The organism is Paenarthrobacter sp. PAE-2, from assembly GCF_026013155.1.
GTDB lineage: Bacteria > Actinomycetota > Actinomycetes > Actinomycetales > Micrococcaceae > Arthrobacter > Arthrobacter ureafaciens.
In genome coordinates this window covers 134,492-151,562 of the sequence record NZ_JAPDNV010000005.1, presented here as the reverse complement: position 1 = coordinate 151,562, position 17,071 = coordinate 134,492, and the positions used below count along the sequence as shown (strand labels likewise).

Sequence of the window (17,071 nt, the reverse complement as noted above, 5' to 3'; positions counted from 1 at the left end):
GTCAGGACACCAGGCCAAGCCCGGGTACGCGTTTCTTAAATATGTCTTTAAGGGCATATTTTGCTGCGTTGTATCCGGGCATGCCGGTGACGCCCGGCCCCGGGGACGTGGAGGAGGAACACAGGTACACCCCGGGAAGGGGAGTGCGCCACGGGACGGGGGAGACTACGGGCCGCCGAAGGAGTCCCGGCAGGTCCATCTGCCCCGCACTGAAGTCCCCACCCACGTAGTTACGGTTGTAGTCGGCCAGTTCCGCCGCCGTCGTGGTCTTTGATGCCACCACCACATCCCGGAAGCCGGGGGCGTAGCGTTCGATGCGGGAGATGACGGCCTGACCCATGTCCACGGTGGAACCCTTGGGTACGTGGCAGTAGGTCCACAGGATGTGCTTTCCCCGGGGTGCCCGCGATGAATCGAACAGCGAAGGCTGGGACGCCAGGACGTAGGGTTCGCTCGGATGCTTCCCCATGGCCACGAGGTTCTCGGATTCAGCCATTGCGGTCCTGGATCCGCCCACGTGGACCGTCCCTGCCTTCGCCAAGGCAGCATCGCGCCAAGGAACGGGTGCGGAAAGAATGAAGTCCACTTTGCAGGCGGCATTCCCGAAACGGAATGCCTCCAAGGCACGCCGGTACCTGTCCGGCACCTCGGATCCACCCAGGCGAAGCAGCGCAGGCGCCGCCACATCAAGAAGGATGGCCTGGGCCGGACGCACCTGCTCCAGCGACTCCACAGCCTGTCCCGTATGGATGGTTCCGCCGTGCGCCAGCACGTCATCGGCCATGGCCTGTGCGATGGAAGCCGACCCTCCCGTCGGAATGACCCAGCCACCCGCGTGGGCCAACACAGCCAGCATCAGGCCTGCACCGGTAGCGGTCAGGGCGGGCAATGCCGAGACTGCATGCGCCATGACGCCCGTCAGCAGTGCCGGTGCAGCGTCCTCGCGGAAGCGCCGGTTCCAGAGCGGCGATCCCTGATCCAAGGTTGCGAGTCCCAACTGCACAGCTGCCAGGGGATCGCGCGGCACACGCAGCAACTGGTAGGACGTAAAGTCCACTATTCCTTCCACGCGGTTCAGCAGCGGCTCAAGCAGGCGCCGGTAGGCCGCACCGTCGTTGCCGAGTTCCAACGCAGTACGCTCCAGCGATTGGTACGCCACCGCGGCACCTCCTGAATCCAGCGGCGTACCATGCTGCACTTCAGGGACCACAAGCTCAACGCGTTTGGCAAGCTCGAAGTCCTTGAAGAACGGCGATGCAACAGCCATCGGATGCACCGCCGAGCAGACATCATGGAAATGCCCCGGCTCGATCAGCTCGGAGGTCCGTGTGCCACCCCCGATCGTGGCACCCGCTTCGTAGACGTGCACGTCCAAACCGGCCCGGGCCATCACCACAGCAGCGGCAAGACCGTTGGGACCGGAACCTACGACGGCGACATCAACCATCGCTGCCCACCTCCACTGATCGGGGTTCTTTGCGGGACCACGGGAGCACCGATTGCGACGGATGCCGAAGGTTGACCCGCAACCAGTCCTTGGCGCCGTCGAACGGACCACCGTGGGGATCGTCGTCTCCGCGGGTCCGCAGGGGATCCTGCGACGGGTCCAGGACGTCCATGACGACCCGTGCCATCAAGTACGCAGTCACGGCCATGTGCAGGATGACGGCAAGGACGTAAGCGGACATATCGATATTGTGCTGGGCTGCGCCCCCACTGGTTGCCTGCCCGAGGTACATCCAGATGGCCCCCCAGTGCAGGGCTTCTGCTGCCTGCCAGATCAGGAAGTCACGCCAGCGGGGCCTGGCCAGTGCCAAGAGGGGAATAAGCCAGATGACGAACTGCGGGGAGTAGACCTTGTTCGTCAGGATGAAGGCACCCACGATCAGGAAGGCCAGTTGGGCGAGCCTTGGCCGCCGGGTGGCTGTCAACGCCAGCACGCCGATCAGGACACACGCAACAATGAACAGGTTCAACGCCAGGGAATTAATGGTGGCGGCGGTGAGCTGGGTCCATTGCAGCCTCTCCGCCGCCAGGTTGTAGGCGAACCAGGGAGAGCTATAGCCGGCCGGCCGGTCCTGCGTGAATTCAAAGAAGTACTGCCACCCGGACGGGTTCATCGCGGCAATGGGAAGGTTGACCGCAAGCCAGGCGGCCAGCGCCGCACCCGCGGTGGTGAAGAATGTCCGCAGCTTCCCGCTCCGGATGGCGAGCACCAAAACCGCCCCGAGAATCAGGACCGGATAGAGCTTGGTGGCGGTCCCCACGCCGATGCAGATGCCCGCCAGGACGGGTTTGTCCCGAGAGAACAGGAACATGGCCAAGGCAAGTAGTCCGACCGCCCACATATCCCAGTTAATGAACCCGGCCAGGATGATGCCGGGCGCCACGGCCACCATGGCGGCGTCCCAAGGCCGCCGTTTGTTCATGCGCGCTGTCAGCAACACAGTGACGATCCAGATGGCTACGATCAGCGTTGCGTTGGCATCGAAGTACCCCAGGATGCGCTCCGGCCCTGGACCATTGCCCGGAACCACCAGGGCAGTGAGCCCCGCGATGATTCCCATCAGGACCGGATACTCAAACAAGCTTCCTTGGGTAAAGAAGGGAAAAACGCCATCCCCGAGGCCGCGGTTCTTGAACAGTTCAGGGAAGTCGGAGTAGCAGGTGGCGTAGAACTGCGAAGGTGTTTCCCAGCCGTTGACGCGGCAATAGTCTTTGGCCACCACAGCGATCAAGGCGGCGACCACGGTCAGGATGACAAGGACCCGCTCAACGGTGAACGGCCCAGGGGAGACCTCGCCGGGGGCGGAGTGGCGGCCCATGGGTCCACCAACTACTTCGGTGAAGTTGCGGAGCAGGGAATCATTGCGGCTGGGAACCACAAAGCGGGCACGTTTTCGCTGCTGGTGCGGCTTCGTCTCCTGCATGAGTCGAGCTTACAGTCCGGCCGGGCGGGGGCGTCACCGCGGGGACCACGCTTCGATCGGTCGACGCCGGTCCGTCAGTCACTTCCCCGCGCCCGGCAGGCACTTCCTGGACAGGCTTCCTTAAAAGGGGGAAGCCCACGCGTAGCCGCGTGGGCTTCCTTGGGTTCGGCATGAGCGTGCGCCATGGGAGCTCCTTTGCAGTGGCTGAACGGTGTCAGCGGATGAGTCCCAGCTGGTGCAGGACCACGTAAACGTCTTCGCGGTGTTGATCCAGCAACTGGCCGTTGAACAGGGTGCGGTTCTTGGGAGCATCGCTGCTCTCGTGAACTCGCAGGTCTTCGGGGCGTTTTGCCATCAGATTCACCTCCTTTCATTGTTTTGTTCAGTATTTGGGCACGCCAATTAGAGCCTATGAATTCACAAAAGAATCCGGCGTCATTGGGCAGTAAATATCCCAAATGGTTTTAAGGGGAGAGCGGACTAATTCAGGAGCCGGAGGAATTGCATGCAAAGGCCGGCAATCACCCAACAAGAAGCTGGTTCTGAACTATGGGAAAACTGCGTACCCGGCTTCCGGGCTCCGCTCATGGAACAACGCACTGCCGTCCGCCGGGATGCAGGGACAGGATCCAATCTCCGCCGGCGTCAACGCCGGTCCGGTAGATCTTTAGTGCCGGTGATTCCGAAGACGGCGCGCGACAACAGCAGAGGCCGGGGCAGCAATGAAAGTCATCTTCCATCCGCTAGTCAAAGTAATCATTTTCCCAACCTCCTTTTCTGGCCGTTGCCGACCTGCCATGGCCTTCAACCGGACTGACTAACCCGGGAAAGCACGCCGCGTTCCCGGCAAGACGCTCTGGGAACAAGATTCAAGGTACAGCAGCACCGACATAAATGCCAGCAGGAATTGGGAAATTCCCAAAATTATTTGGAAATTCTTTCCTCAGAGGCCCCAGCGGATAATCGCCGGTGTCCGCTTGTCCCACCCAAGAGTGCATACCTTCGCGGTTCCCAACAGGAAATGCCGCCCTTCTTTGGCGTCCATTTCCAGCCAACGGGCGGTCAGGATACGGGAGAAGTGGCCGTGCGCAACCACCAGGACATTGTCCATTCCGGATTCAAGGACCCTGCCGATGATTTTGTCGGCCCGGGCAGCCACCTCGTCCAGTGTTTCCCCGTTGGGCACGCCGTCGGTCCAGATGAGGTAGTCCGGGTTGTCCTTGCGGATGAGGTCGGAGCTGATGCCCTCGTAATCCCCATAATTCCACTCCACGGCCAGGGGCTCGTGAACTGCGTCCGGAAAGCCGGCCAACTCCGCGGTACGCCGGGCGCGGCGCAACGGTGACGTGAGCACCAGGTCGAAGTCGATGCCTTCCAACACCTTGCGCGCCTCGACGGCCTGCTGCTCGCCCTCCACCGTCAGGGGAAGGTCCGTCAACCCGGTGTATTGGCCGCTCTTGGACCATTCAGTCTCGCCATGGCGAAGGATCCAAAGTTGCGGGCGCGGGGAGATCGCGTTCAATTAGGACTCCTCTGTTTCGGTTGAAGGTTCGACGACGGCGGACTCCGGCTGTTCCTGCCACCATGCCAGAAGCTTGGATTCGGCTTCCTCGGGAGCGAGTGGCCCGTGCTCCATGCGTTCCTCAAGAAGGAACTTGTAAGCCCGCCCAACCACGGGTCCGGGCTTGAGTCCCAGGAGCGCCATGATTTGTGCACCGTCAAGATCGGGACGGATGGCAGCCAGGGATTCCTGTTCCAAGAGGGCGGCTATCCGCTGCTCGAGGTCGTCGTACGCGAAGGCCAGACGGTCGGCCTTGCGCTGGTTGCGCGTGGTGACATCGGATCGGGTCAGGCGGTGGAGCCGTTCCAAATGGGGTCCGGCGTCGGTCACGTAGCGGCGGACGGCGGAATCGGTCCATCCGGCGTCGCCGTATCCGTAGAAGCGCATATGGAGTTCAACCAGGCGTGCCACCGCTTTAATGGTGTCGTTGTCGAACCGCAGGGCCTTCATCCGCTTGGCCGTCAGCTTGGCACCTACTACGTCGTGATGGCGGAAGCTCACCGCGCCGCCGGGTTCGAAGCGGCGCGTAGCCGGCTTGCCGACGTCGTGCATCAAGGCCGCAAACCGCAGCACGAAGTCGGGACCGGGCACGGCTCCGTCCCGGTCCGTTTCCAGGGCCGCTGCTTGCTCCAGGACTTGCAGCGAGTGCTGATAGACGTCCTTGTGGCGGTGGTGCTCATCGGATTCAAGCCGCAAGGCGGAAACCTCGGGGAGCACGAACTCGGCCAGTCCCGTGTCTACCAACAAGTCCACGCCAACCCGCGGATGGGCGCCGTTGATGAGCTTGACCAGTTCATCGCGAACCCGTTCTGCGGAAATGATCTTGATCCGTTCAGCCATGTGGGTCATGGCGTGCCGGACGTCATCGTGGACGGATACCCCCAGCTGGGATGCAAAGCGGGCAGCGCGCATCATCCTCAGCGGATCATCCGAGAAGGAGGCCTCCGGCGCGCCGGGGGTGGAGAGTTCGGAGGCGTGCAGGTCGCGTACGCCGCCAAAGGGATCCACGAGTTCCAGGCTCGGGAGCCGCAGGGCCATGGCGTTGATAGTGAAGTCCCGGCGCAGGAGGTCATCGGTCAGCGAGTTGCCGAACGCCACCACGGGCTTGCGGGAGTCGGGATCGTAGGCCTCGGCGCGGTAGGTGGTGACCTCGATCTGGAAGCCGTCCTTCCTCATCCCGATCGTGCCGAACGCCCGTCCGATCTCCCAGAAGTTATCTGCCCACTTCTTGATGACCGAGATGGTCTGGTCCGGCGTTGCATCGGTAGTGAAGTCGAGATCGGGGGAGGTCCGGCCGAGGAACAGGTCACGCACAGGCCCACCGACCAAGGACAGCTCGAATCCGGCATCGACAAAGCGCTGCCCGAGGTCGAGCACCACCGGATCGATGGTGAAGTTAACAGAAGAGCTGTCCAATACGTGCGCCATAGTCCCTTAAGCTTGGCAGATTTTTGGGCCGCATTGGGCCAGACCAGGCGTCAAATGCAACCGCCGTCGTTTCCAGTCCATCTTGCGGCCATGTCCCGGTCATCACTCCCGGGCAAGAGTCGTTAGAGTGGACTTCATGGCCAACCCGATCCCGAGCGCTCCCGGCAGGAGGACGAACGCACCGTTGCCGTCGGCAATCGGAGCGCACGTCGCGCCCGCCCCGCAGCACCCGGTCCAGGCCTCGCTTCCCACCGTTGAGGAAATTTCGGCCGGTGGCGTCGTAGTAGATACGTCCGACGGCGAACTGAGGGTTGCGATTATCGCCCGCCTTAATAGGGGCGGCCGGCTTGAATGGTGCCTGCCGAAGGGACACCCTGAGGGCCGGGAGAACAATGAGGAAGCCGCTGTCCGCGAGATCGCGGAGGAGACCGGCATCGAGGGCAGCATCCTGGCCCCGTTGGGAAGCATCGATTATTGGTTCACCGTGAGTGGCCACCGCGTCCACAAGACCGTCCATCACTTCCTCCTGCGGGCAACGGGCGGGGAACTGACCATTGAGAACGATCCGGACCAGGAAGCGGTGGACGCAGCATGGGTTCCCATCCAGGAACTGGCACGCAAACTGTCGTTCCCCAATGAGCGACGCATTGCCGATCTGGCACGGGAAGTGCTGCCGGAACACCTCTGAGCCCCTCGACGTGGGACGATAAAGGCGATGTCTGAAGCCAAAACCACCCAGTCCGTTCAATCCGGTGAAGCCCGTTCCAGCGCCATCATGGCGGCTGGAACCTTGGTCTCCCGGGTCCTTGGCTTCGCCAAAACCTGGATGCTGGCCGCCGCCCTGGGCCTCGGATCCACGGTCACTGACACGTTCATCAACGCGAACAACCTGCCCAACCTGATCTTCCTCCTGGTAGCCGGCGGTGTCTTCAACGCCGTCCTGGTTCCCCAGATCATCAAGGCCAGCAAGGCCCCCGACCGCGGAGCGGACTACCTCAGCCGGCTCCTGACCCTCGCGGTTCTGCTCCTGCTCGCCCTCACAGCGCTCGTCACATTGGCTGCGCCGCTGGTCATCGAGCTCACCACCCAGGGCTACTCGGAACAACAAAAGGCACTGGCTGTCACTTTTGCGTTCTGGTGCCTGCCGCAGATCTTCTTCTACGGCCTGTACGCACTCCTGACGCAGGTACTGAATGCGCACGGCGCCTTCGGACCTGCCATGTGGGCGCCGATCCTCAACAACCTCGTAGCCATCGCCGGCTTGGGGATGTTCATCTGGCTCCTCGGCGCCAACGCCACCAATCCGCACACCCTGGACAACTGGGGCCCCACGCAGACTTTCCTCGTGGCAGGCTTCTCCACCATCGGCGTCGTGGCCCAAACAGCCATCCTGATGATCCCTGTCCTTCGCTTGAAGCTTGGCCTCAGGCCCCGCTTCGGTTGGCGTGGCGTGGGACTTGGCCAGGCCGCCAAGTTGAGCGTCTGGACGCTGCTGACCGCCGCCGTCGGGCAGTTGGCCTTCCTGTACGTCATGAAGGTGGCCACCATCCCCGGCGCCGAGCGTTTGCGCCTTGCCAATGCGGGGGAGACCACTGCGGCCTCCACGCTTCCTGGTAACGCCATCCTTGAAGTCGCCAGCCAGCTGTACCTGCTGCCGCACTCCATCATCGCGCTGTCACTGGCTACTGTCCTCTTTAACCGCATGACCCGGGCGTCCCAGGACGGGAACAAGGACGAACTGCGTGACGCCCTTTCCCACGGTCTTCGGACCATGGCAGTCGCTACGGTCTTCGGGGCGCTGGCGCTGTTCGCGCTTGCCGGACCGCTGGGCATGTTCTTCTCCGGCGGTGAACCCCAGGACGGCGTCATGCTGGCGCAGACCCTGACTATCCTGGCGCTCAGCACGCCGTTCATGAGCGCGAACTTCATGATGTCGCGCGTCTTCTATGCCAACGAGGACGCCCGCACGCCCCTCTACGTCCAGTTGTTGCTGGCCGTGGTCTACGTGGTGGGGGCCTTCGTCATCCAGTTCCTGCCCGTCGGCCAGATCATCTACGCGATCGCCGTCCTATATACCTTGGGCAACATACTTTCCGTCGTGATCAGCGTCGTCTTCCTCCGGCGCATGCTGGGTCACCTCGACGGTCCGCGCATTGCCAATTCCTACATCCGCATGGGTTACGCGGGATTGGGATCGGCCCTGGCAGGCGCTTTGGCCCTGTGGCTCCTGGGCAGCTACCGTGCCGACGGTTTTGCGTGGAGCAGCCGCCCCGCCGCAGTGGTGACGGTGGTCGTCGTCGGGCCTGTCATGTTGGTTGCCTACCTCTTGCTGTTGAAGGCCTTCCGGGTCACCGAACTGCGCGACCTCATGCGGCCGCTCCTGGGACGCTTCGGCCGCGGCGTGCCCGTCAGTGCTGGTGGACGGGACCAGGAACAAGAAAGCACGACGCCGGCACGCGCCACGGTTTCCGACGATACCGGCCTGATTCCACGCATCTCGGGCGAGTTCGACGCCGCATCCTTCCGCGCCGGGCCGGCTGTGGAACCGCAACAGTCGGCTGAGCAGCACCCTGAAGTGCCGGGGGCCTCCGAGTATCTTCCGGACGAGGACGTGCCCAGCACCGCAAAGGGCGGACGGTTCCGTCCGCAGGTGCCGCTCCCGGGCCGCAGGACCTACCAAGGGGTGGCCGGGCAGAATCCCTACTTCCCGTCCGAGGACCAAGGAAGCAAGTAAACCGGCGCCGTCGACACGGGCGCCGGGTGGCTATCGGCTAGGCTAGAAACGAATATTGGTAGTTGCAAAAGCGGTTCGGCCCGGCTCAGTGGGCGTGCCGCCTGCAGGACCCGCAGCTCCCGGACAGCCTAGGAGGAACACGTGTCCCACCCGATCGACGTCGGATCAGTGCTTGGCGGCCGCTATAAAGTCACAGCCACCGTATTGACCTCGCATGACCAAGATCTGGTGCTCGACGGCGTCGACCAGGTTCTCAACCGTCCCGTGAGCATTCTTGTTGCCGGGCCGGGAAACGCAGAGCAGGTAGCCCAGAGCGCACGGGAAGTGGCTACGGGGGAGCGCCCGGGGCACGTTCAGATCCTGGACCTCGGCGTCAGTGACAACACCACCTATCTGATCACCAACCACAGCACGGCGCCGGATCTCCTGGACCTGGTGGTCGCCACCAACCCGCCGTACGTTGAACCGTTCTTTACCGAGACGCTCGGCAGCGAGATCTTCGGCCAGTCCCGTACCTACGAGCCCGAAACCTATGACGGCCTCTACGAGGACGACGAGCACGAGGCCGAATACATCCAATATGACCGCGATGGCTACCCCATCCACCGGGAGGGTGACGCAGAAGCTCCTGTCGCGCCCGCAGTTCCGCCGAGGCCTGAGGCCAGCCCGGGTTCCGCAAAGGGTTTTGGGGCCAAGATCGCTGCCGCGGCTGCCGGAGCGGGAGCAGCAGGAGCCGCTGCGGCTGCCCTGAAGCAGGCAGGTACCAAGAACCACGACACCGGTACGGCAGCTGGCGCTGCGGGGAACGGAGCCGCGGGTAACGACGCGGAGCCGCCGACCCAGGCGGTTTCTTCGCCGCCTCCTGCGCCTGTGAGCAAGCCACAGTCCGCACCCCAGCCTCCCCGCGAACCGGCTGCTGAACCGAAGGTGTCACTGTGGTCCGAGGAAGACTATGGCGCTGCCGGGGGTACTGCGGGTTCAAACACCACCGACCCCGGATATGACCGTGCGGCAAGTAGCTTCCCCGCTTCCGCCGCCGTGGTGGACGAAGGCTACGATGACGAGGTTTACGAGGACGAAGCGCCCGCCAAGGAGCCGCGGTCGCTGCGCTGGCTGGTAGGTGGGCTCCTGGCTGCCGTGCTCATTGTTGGTCTGGTCCTGGCTGTCACGAATCTGGGCAGTCTCCTGCCGAGCTCCCAGCCTACGGCTGCCCAAACCACCACCGAGCCGCCGGCTACGGGCACCCAGTCCCAGGAACCGACACCGACCGAGAGCTCAGCTCCTTCGGCGCCGCCGGCCGTTGACTCGATCACCCGCCTCGGTACTTTCGACTTCGCAGCGACGTTCGACAAGGATCTGCCCAAGGCCTTCGATGGCAACGCTGCCAGCTACTGGTCTGACATGGAATTTGCCACCCCGGACTGGGGCGGACTCTCGGGGGAGATGCCGCTCGTCATCAAGCTCAAGGAACCGGCAGAGGTTAAGTCGGTTGTCCTTAACCAGCTCGGCGGATCCGGCGGCAGCATCAGCGTCTTCACCAACGACCGTCCCGCGATGGATGGCGCCAAGCTGGTGGGCACCAACAGCTTCACGTCGCCTGAGCTGACCATGCCACTGGCGGCGCCGACACAGACCCAGTACGTCATTGTGGTCATCAAGTCGTTGCCCAAGCTGGCTGCCCCCAAGACCCGCTTCGGCTACGGATTGCGGTTGGCTGAGGTCACCGTCCAGTAGCTCCGCCCAACTAAGTCGCAGTAGGGGCCGTTTTGATTCGTCAGAACGGCCCCTACTGCTACCTACATTGCCGTCACCGCTTCGATTCAGCGCCCCTTCAACCGGTACCCTGAATGATGGTGGCTTTTGGGGTCCCTTCGCGTCCCCTGAAGCAACGGAATATTTGAACAGTTGCCGGGGTTGAGTCAGGTGGCTGCCCCGAAAGCCGCAGCATCGATCAGGAAAGAGGTTCACGCCCCGTGAGCATTGCAGAAAACAACGCATCGCAGGTGCGTGACGTCATCATCGTAGGCTCAGGCCCGGCCGGCTACACAGCTGCCGTATACACCGCTCGCGCCAACATGAAGCCTCTGCTCATTGCCGGTTCCGTCACCGCCGGTGGCGAACTCATGAACACCACTGACGTTGAGAACTACCCTGGGTTCCCCGAGGGCATCATGGGCCCGGATCTCATGGAAAACTTCGAGAAGCAGGCCGCACGTTTCGGTACCGAGATCCTCTTCGAGGACGTCACCGCGCTGGATCTCGACGGCGACATCAAGAAGGTCACGATCGGGACGGGGGAGACCTTCCAGGCCAAAGCCATTATCCTGTCCACCGGTTCTGCCTACCGCGAGCTGGGCTTGGAGAACGAAAAGCGCCTCTCCGGCCACGGTGTCAGCTGGTGTGCAACCTGTGATGGTTTCTTCTTCAAGGACCAGGACATCGCTGTTATTGGTGGTGGCGACTCCGCTATGGAAGAAGCATTGTTCCTGACCAAGTTCGCCAAGTCCGTCACGGTGGTGCACCGTCGCGACACCCTCAAGGCTTCCAAGATCATGGCCGACCGTGCTCTTGCCCACGAGAAGATCAACTTCCTGTGGAACACCGCAGTCGAGGATGTTCTCGGCGGCGAAAAGGTCACCGGGCTAAAGCTGAGGAACGTGGTTAACGGTACTGAGTCCGAACTCGCTGTCACCGGTGTCTTCGTGGCTATCGGCAACGATCCCCGCACCGACCTGGTGAGGGGGAAGGTGGAACTGACTCCTGAGGGCACGATCGCAGTTGAGGGCCGTAGTTCACGCACCAGCATCAAGGGTGTCTTCGCCGCCGGCGACGTCATCGACCCCACGTACCGCCAGGCAATCACCGCATCCGGCTCCGGTTGTGTAGCTGCCTTGGATGTAGAGCATTTCCTGGCCGACCTGAACTCCTAAGCTTCATCGCAACCAAAAGAAGGGAAGAGTTATGAGCAACGCTAAAGACGTTACCGACGCAAGCTTCAGCACCGATGTCCTGGCTTCCGAGAAGCCTGTCATCGTCGACTTCTGGGCAGAGTGGTGCGGTCCCTGCCGCAAGCTCGGCCCGATCCTCGATGAGATCTCTGTCGAGTACGGCGACAAGGTGGACGTCGTGAAACTGAACGTAGACGACAACCCCGCCATTGCCGCCGAGTACGGCATCACTTCCATTCCCGCTGTCTACCTGTTCAGCGGAGGCGAAGTGAAGAGCACCGTCATCGGCGCCAAGCCCAAGCAGTTCTTTGAAAAGGAATTCGCGGACGTGCTGTCCTAGTCTTCCGGGCTCAGAAGGCCGGCGGTTCCGCTCCTACGGGAGTGGAGCCGTCGGCCTTTCTTGTTCTTTTTTGAAAATAAACCCGGTCTGGGTTACTTTGCGTGTTCTATGCCGTGGTCGAGCTTCTCCTGACTGGTCTGGTGTTCGGGTGGATATGAGGCACCCGCATGGCGGCGAAACGCTTAGGGCAGAATGCATCTCAGCCGTGGCGCTGCTGAATCGTGCTGGGTGGTTTCACGTGAAACTGTCCAGTCGGACGTCGTGGGCTTCTTAGTCTCTTGCTGGGCTCATGAGAGAAGCATCGTTCAGAGTTCCTGGGCCAGCCGCGGGTTCGCAAAGGCAGACGACAGGGATAGTCGCGAGTGACGATGTTTCGCAGGAACCCTGCGGAACATTTCGACGACACATATCGCCTCCCGGGGTCCGAGAACCTTCTTATGTGATTCAATGCCAACCGCTCTTCAGGGCCTGCGGACACTCATGACTTGTCGACTTCCGTCAAGATCGACGCCGACGCGTCCTCGTGGCTCAACTCGCACCATGCAAAGCGCTTTGCTTGGCTCGGCTCCAGGGAGATCTCCTGGCTCGATCGTCGGATGCGCCCTGTGCATCTGGCCACTAGCAGAGGTGCTCCGCGCTTGAGTCTTCTAATGTTAGGCGTCTTCCCAGATACGCTCCAGGAATTGCTACGGCATTCCTGCGACCACTTCACCGCCTTACTCGCGGGCATCCCTCAACCAACGAGAAGCGTGTTATCACGATAGGAACTAGTCAGTCAGTACCCAGCCAGCTATGTGTTGCGATATCCGGTTTCACGTGAAACATGCGCCTGTCTGCCGTCAGCGTTGCTTTAAGTCGCAGCATAGACGGCATCCCGTGATGCACTCGAGACCGATTGACTGCTCGTGATTCCATTCCGTTCTCCCGGAAATGGGCATCAACAGCTTGAAAATCCTCCAAAGTGGTAGTCGAAGGCGACTCGTTTCACGTGAAACATTGCGCCAACTACCCGTGTAAGCTCAAGCGCACGCTTCTCAGCCGAGTAATGGGCCCTGATAGCAGCTCGATTTGCCTCCAGCACCGTAAGAGCCTTGAGTCGGCCGCACTTCGTCGGAACGCAGCGAACTGACCTTCACGGGCCGCCGATGACCCTAAACCGGTGCCGAACGCGAGAAGAATCGGACCACGCCTGACTGAAGATACACAAATCAGCGCATGCATCCCCATGGCCGCGCCCGCCATAGCCCCGCTAACCGGAACGACAACGCAAAGACAAATCAAGTCTCTGTTCAAGTACTTCGCAGAACCTCTAGCTGGCCGATTATCTGAGCCCGGCTCGTAAGGTGTCTGGTGCACAAATGCAACGCATAGATAGGCGACCCACCACATGACTACGTGCGCAGCAGGCTACGAGAGCGGAGGTCATCACGTCGTAGCGCTGCGTCAACCAGGTCTCCGGGTTCGTCCAAGCGCCCAAAGAGTTGGCTCCTCCGTACATGGGACCATCAACTGCAGCCTTTTGTGTTGAACTAAACACAACCTACTTCGGCTCTGAGCCTCAACTAGCCATGCCGATGCCACTACTACGAGTTTGCAGCCGGCTCGCAGTGGATCACGACAGCTCTACTGAGCGGCTGGCGTCAGACAAGCGGAAATCGACCAGTCCGAGGGTCCGCGGTCCTCCAAATCGACCACTCCTTCCCACACTCGACCTTGAGGGATGCTCGAGCGGGCGTAAGGGCTGACATGTGCCGTCGGCGATTCATCCCAGGGTCTACCCAGTGTAGGTTCCCAGATCCGCGACTGGACACCTTACCTTGCCCGCACGTGCAAAGAGACCCGCACTTCGTTCAGCCCCGCCGCCTGAACCCGCTGTTTCACGTGAAACATAGGTATGCAGACTGTCGAGAGTAAAGGGATTGCGCCGCTCGGACCCCGGCGTCCCCTTCCGGATCAAACCCTGAAGTGGGGGACCCCGCGCTGCGACGTTCCAGCTAAACTCGAGCCTTAGAGTAGACCGGCGTCTCGACCTTCCTATTCTGGCGTTCTACACCGGAGATGGAGAATCAGGGGGCTGCATCCCTGCCGCCCTAGGCAAGGTGGAGACATCCGCCAGCTCTTACAACGACCAACTGGACGCGAGCCCTTCGTCAACACCTATAAGCCAGCCCATCACGGAGCGGGCACAGGTCAGAGGTGCCTTCACCTATCTCAAGGCAAGGTAAACGACTGGCTCCCCAGCCAAAACAGCGAACAACTCGACAGCCTCGTTCCTGGTGCTGCTGCTTGAATGGCTACATCCCCTGAACTCCCATCGCCAGCTATGCCCGGGCCTGATGGTGGAGTGTCACGTGTGGCGTGGCATGTCGCCCGCGGCTACACACTACGTGGCCATCACCCGGAGCCAACAGCCAGCGTGTTGGAGTCGCGTCGAGATGTGCGCCGGGATCCGCAGCCTGCTCCATTGGTCACTTGAGATCCGAATCGAGTAGCTGTGCCTGCCACCCTTGTTTCACGTGAAACATCGAGGGTGCGCGGAGGGCGGCCACCCTTAGGAGCGGACCGTACCTTCATTGGAGTCCTAGTTCCGGTCTTGAAGAGGTCACGTAACCGCCGGATCGTCGAGGCTGTTTCCTCCAGACCGAGACGTGTAATGACCTGATTGGACAAGCACAGGGGAGGCCGCTATGAGACATCCGATGATTGCGATGGGGGACAACAACTATCCCTGCTCATTCCTGGTACCACGGGTTCGGGCCACCTAGGCTGTTGTGCCCTCGTGCATTCCGCACCCGCTCCTGCTTCACCTCCACCCGTTAGCCGGGGGAAGTCTTCCCGGTCCCGAGGTGAGCTCCACTTGGCTGTGGACGTCGCTGCAGGCATTCAAGTAGACCGGATCGCTCCAAGCCTACCCAGCCCTTGAGGCCCAGGTGACCGCAACCACCGTATGAGTATCCACACATCGGACCCGAGTTATTCACAACGTTATCCACAGGCTTATCCACGAGGTCTTGACGATCCGACACATCCACCTACCCACATGTCAGCACCGCCCTCGGTCCGATATATATCCGCATCGAGCTGGCCTCAGGCTCTCGGACGCGGGGCTCGCCCTCAGGGGCCACAATTTCCTCAGAATGCAGCTGATTTCGCCTTAATAGACGGCGTAATTCGGTGCGATCTAACCTTGCAGCCGTGGGCAAACGTGGACATCGGCGCAGGGGAGTTCGATGAGCCAGTCCCGTCATAGCACCCTAGGGAAGACGTGCCCGCTAACCTTACATGGACTCATGCTTATCCCCACGGTTATCCACAGGCTTATCCACTGCCGTTGGGGATGAGCTGGTTGCTTTCCCCATGCAGTCCCGCGAGGCTCAATGGTAGGAGTCAGTCTCTACTCTTCTTCGACAGATGCTGTTTCACGTGAAACATCGGAAGCCGGGCCGCGGGCTGCGGTACAGGCGGAACTTACCGCCCCGTCCCGAACGCAAGCTAGGCCACGTCTACGGTCGTTTGTAGGTACGCCAAGACGCTCGCATCATCTTTACCTCATCACTGAGACCTACCTCACGACATCAGATCTTTCACGGACCCCGCGTCACGCCATCAGGAATGTCGCCGCCGGCAAGGAAGGGTGGTAGGAGCTCTGGGACCAAGCCACAGAAGTGGGCACAATGCCGCAGCTCCCTGCTGCGGAGAACGTCAGACGGATGCGCAGGAGATACCGCCAGGGTCCACCAGCCCGCCCACCGCCACCGTCTGGGCACACGTAAGACAACCCAGACACACGTAGGGCGTCTGGTCAAACAGGCGGGCAGTCAGTCGTCAGGCAAGCGGGCTTTCCCTAACTCCCAGACTTATCGCCCAGTCATCCGAGTACCTACGCAGCCATCCTCCGGGGGGAGCGTCCGCCCGAGGCTGGGCACGGTCTATGCAATATCGCATCAGACGTAGAGGCACCCAGTATCGCGCAGCATACCCTCACTGTCCCGCGCGTTGAGAGGCGTAAGGAAGCCCGATGATTCTGGGGTGGACTCACCAAAACCCCAAACATCTCTAGCCTCCAGAGAAACTCGAAGCTGCGGTTCCTCATATAGCAATGACAGCTAGTCGCTAGTAGCGCTGCTGAGGATGGTTCAGGATTTGCGCTCTCCAGGCTTTGTCCCTGCCGGCTCAACAGGGAGTCGACATCGCAGCCGCCAATCCTGAGTATTTCGCATCAGCCGCGCCACCCTTGGGTGCATGCCAGCAGGGGCGCCTTATGAAAGGACCAGTCACTCCCGGGGGAGCCGTGTCCTGTGACGAGGCCCAGCTACACCCGCGGGTCGTGCCTTGCGACTCTGAGCGGCCTTTGCAGGTCGGCTCGTACTGCACGGCCTTCTTCCGACCTCGTCGGCCCTTCCACAAAGGAGCACTCCTGCGTTCCAAGGCCTGAGGGCTGGCTCAGTCGGAGCATCGACCCCAAAGGCTACAGCCCGAGGATTTCACCAGCGAACTATGGTGCTTCTTACCGCCGAATCCCTGCCTCGCCCACGGCATCTGGAATCCTCACCCAGTCCTCTGGCGCAGTGAACCGCCTAGCCGCGGCTCCTCAGAAGCGGTCGACCGGCCTCTACTAATGAGCGAACATCCTGCTTCCTTCAAGCCTCTGATCGAAGATCTTAATCTCGAGCTCAAGAATCACTGTCTCCGGCTACGTTTCACGTGAAACATAGGCAGGGCTGCGCTGTACGGGCATTGCGGCCAACCATCACGGAGGGGCTGCAGTATGTTGGAGGCAAGTTGTAGGCGTGGTCATGCACTCATCCACTAAGCTCTGGTACTCCTCGAACGAACGTTTCACGTGAAACGGCGTCGAGGAACCCCTACTGGTACAAGCATCCTGCACTGGCGCGTCGGGCCCTAAAATCAGCGTATCGAGTGGTTCTTGCCTAAGGCCGTCTAACAGGTGTGCGGCCTAGGCCGCAGGGAGGTTGATCCGGAACGTCTGCAGGCGTCTGGGGCACGTTTCTGGGCAGACCCCAGCGATGGCTCGGACGACGTAGCTTGTTAGCTTGCAGCATGACGTACGCCGACTTCCGAGAAGCCCGGCTCCATGCCCTACGTGCACTTCCCTGAACTTGCCCGCCA

10 protein-coding genes are annotated in these 17,071 nt (G+C 61.5%); 5 read left to right on the top strand and 5 right to left on the bottom strand.

The annotated features are described in order from the left end of the window. Nucleotide 1: 1 nt before the first annotated feature. The 5 genes from OCL88_RS04750 to OCL88_RS04730 all read right to left on the bottom strand — a co-directional run bounded on the left by OCL88_RS04750 (nt 2) and on the right by OCL88_RS04730 (nt 5,919). Complete coding sequence (locus tag OCL88_RS04750) at nt 2-1,447, bottom strand: phytoene desaturase family protein (RefSeq protein ID WP_264961772.1); 1,446 nt, start codon at nt 1,445-1,447, stop codon at nt 2-4. Next, the gene (locus OCL88_RS04745; protein WP_264961771.1) at nt 1,440-2,930 is read right to left on the bottom strand and encodes a glycosyltransferase family 87 protein; all 1,491 of its coding nucleotides are present in this window, start codon (nt 2,928-2,930) and stop codon (nt 1,440-1,442) included. The genes OCL88_RS04750 and OCL88_RS04745 overlap by 8 nt, the downstream gene beginning before the upstream one ends. A gap of 214 nt (nt 2,931-3,144) precedes the next feature. After that, on the bottom strand, nt 3,145-3,285 hold the full coding sequence (locus tag OCL88_RS04740; protein ID WP_264961770.1) for a hypothetical protein: 141 nt from the start codon (nt 3,283-3,285) through the stop codon (nt 3,145-3,147). A gap of 588 nt (nt 3,286-3,873) precedes the next feature. Further along, complete coding sequence (locus tag OCL88_RS04735; protein ID WP_021473152.1) at nt 3,874-4,452, bottom strand: histidine phosphatase family protein; 579 nt, start codon at nt 4,450-4,452, stop codon at nt 3,874-3,876. Beyond that, complete coding sequence (locus OCL88_RS04730) at nt 4,453-5,919, bottom strand: CCA tRNA nucleotidyltransferase (RefSeq protein ID WP_021473153.1); 1,467 nt, start codon at nt 5,917-5,919, stop codon at nt 4,453-4,455. Nucleotides 5,920-6,103: 184 nt separating this feature from the next. Here OCL88_RS04730 and OCL88_RS04725 point away from each other — a divergent pair, with 184 nt between their 5' ends. From OCL88_RS04725 to trxA, 5 genes are all read left to right on the top strand, one after another. Next, entirely contained in the window at nt 6,104-6,607 is a 504-nt protein-coding gene (locus tag OCL88_RS04725; RefSeq protein WP_021473154.1) for an NUDIX hydrolase, read from the top strand. Between the two features lie 27 nt (nt 6,608-6,634). Continuing rightward, entirely contained in the window at nt 6,635-8,653 is a 2,019-nt protein-coding gene (gene murJ / locus OCL88_RS04720; RefSeq protein ID WP_264961769.1) for a murein biosynthesis integral membrane protein MurJ, read from the top strand. Nucleotides 8,654-8,794: 141 nt separating this feature from the next. Beyond that, nucleotides 8,795-10,387 carry an ABC transporter substrate-binding protein gene (locus OCL88_RS04715; protein ID WP_264961768.1) on the top strand — a complete coding sequence of 531 codons (1,593 nt, stop codon included), beginning with the start codon at nt 8,795-8,797 and terminating at the stop codon, nt 10,385-10,387. 239 nt (nt 10,388-10,626) lie between these two features. Next, nucleotides 10,627-11,583 carry a thioredoxin-disulfide reductase gene (gene trxB / locus OCL88_RS04710; protein ID WP_264961767.1) on the top strand — a complete coding sequence of 319 codons (957 nt, stop codon included), beginning with the start codon at nt 10,627-10,629 and terminating at the stop codon, nt 11,581-11,583. Nucleotides 11,584-11,614: 31 nt separating this feature from the next. Continuing rightward, nucleotides 11,615-11,941, top strand: a complete 327-nt coding sequence (gene trxA, locus OCL88_RS04705; RefSeq protein WP_021473158.1) for a thioredoxin — start codon at nt 11,615-11,617, stop codon at nt 11,939-11,941. Nucleotides 11,942-17,071: the final 5,130 nt, after the last annotated feature.

What these genes read in the sequence shown, in the direction of transcription:
- trxA (WP_021473158.1), top strand. Translation starts at nt 11,615, where the DNA reads ATGAGCAACGCTAAAGACGTTACCGACGCAAGCTTCAGCACCGATGTC.
- murJ (WP_264961769.1), top strand. Translation starts at nt 6,635, where the DNA reads ATGTCTGAAGCCAAAACCACCCAGTCCGTTCAATCCGGTGAAGCCCGT.
- OCL88_RS04740 (WP_264961770.1), bottom strand. Translation starts at nt 3,285, where the DNA reads ATGGCAAAACGCCCCGAAGACCTGCGAGTTCACGAGAGCAGCGATGCT.
- OCL88_RS04750 (WP_264961772.1), bottom strand. Translation starts at nt 1,447, where the DNA reads ATGGTTGATGTCGCCGTCGTAGGTTCCGGTCCCAACGGTCTTGCCGCT.
- OCL88_RS04730 (WP_021473153.1), bottom strand. Translation starts at nt 5,919, where the DNA reads ATGGCGCACGTATTGGACAGCTCTTCTGTTAACTTCACCATCGATCCG.
- OCL88_RS04745 (WP_264961771.1), bottom strand. Translation starts at nt 2,930, where the DNA reads ATGCAGGAGACGAAGCCGCACCAGCAGCGAAAACGTGCCCGCTTTGTG.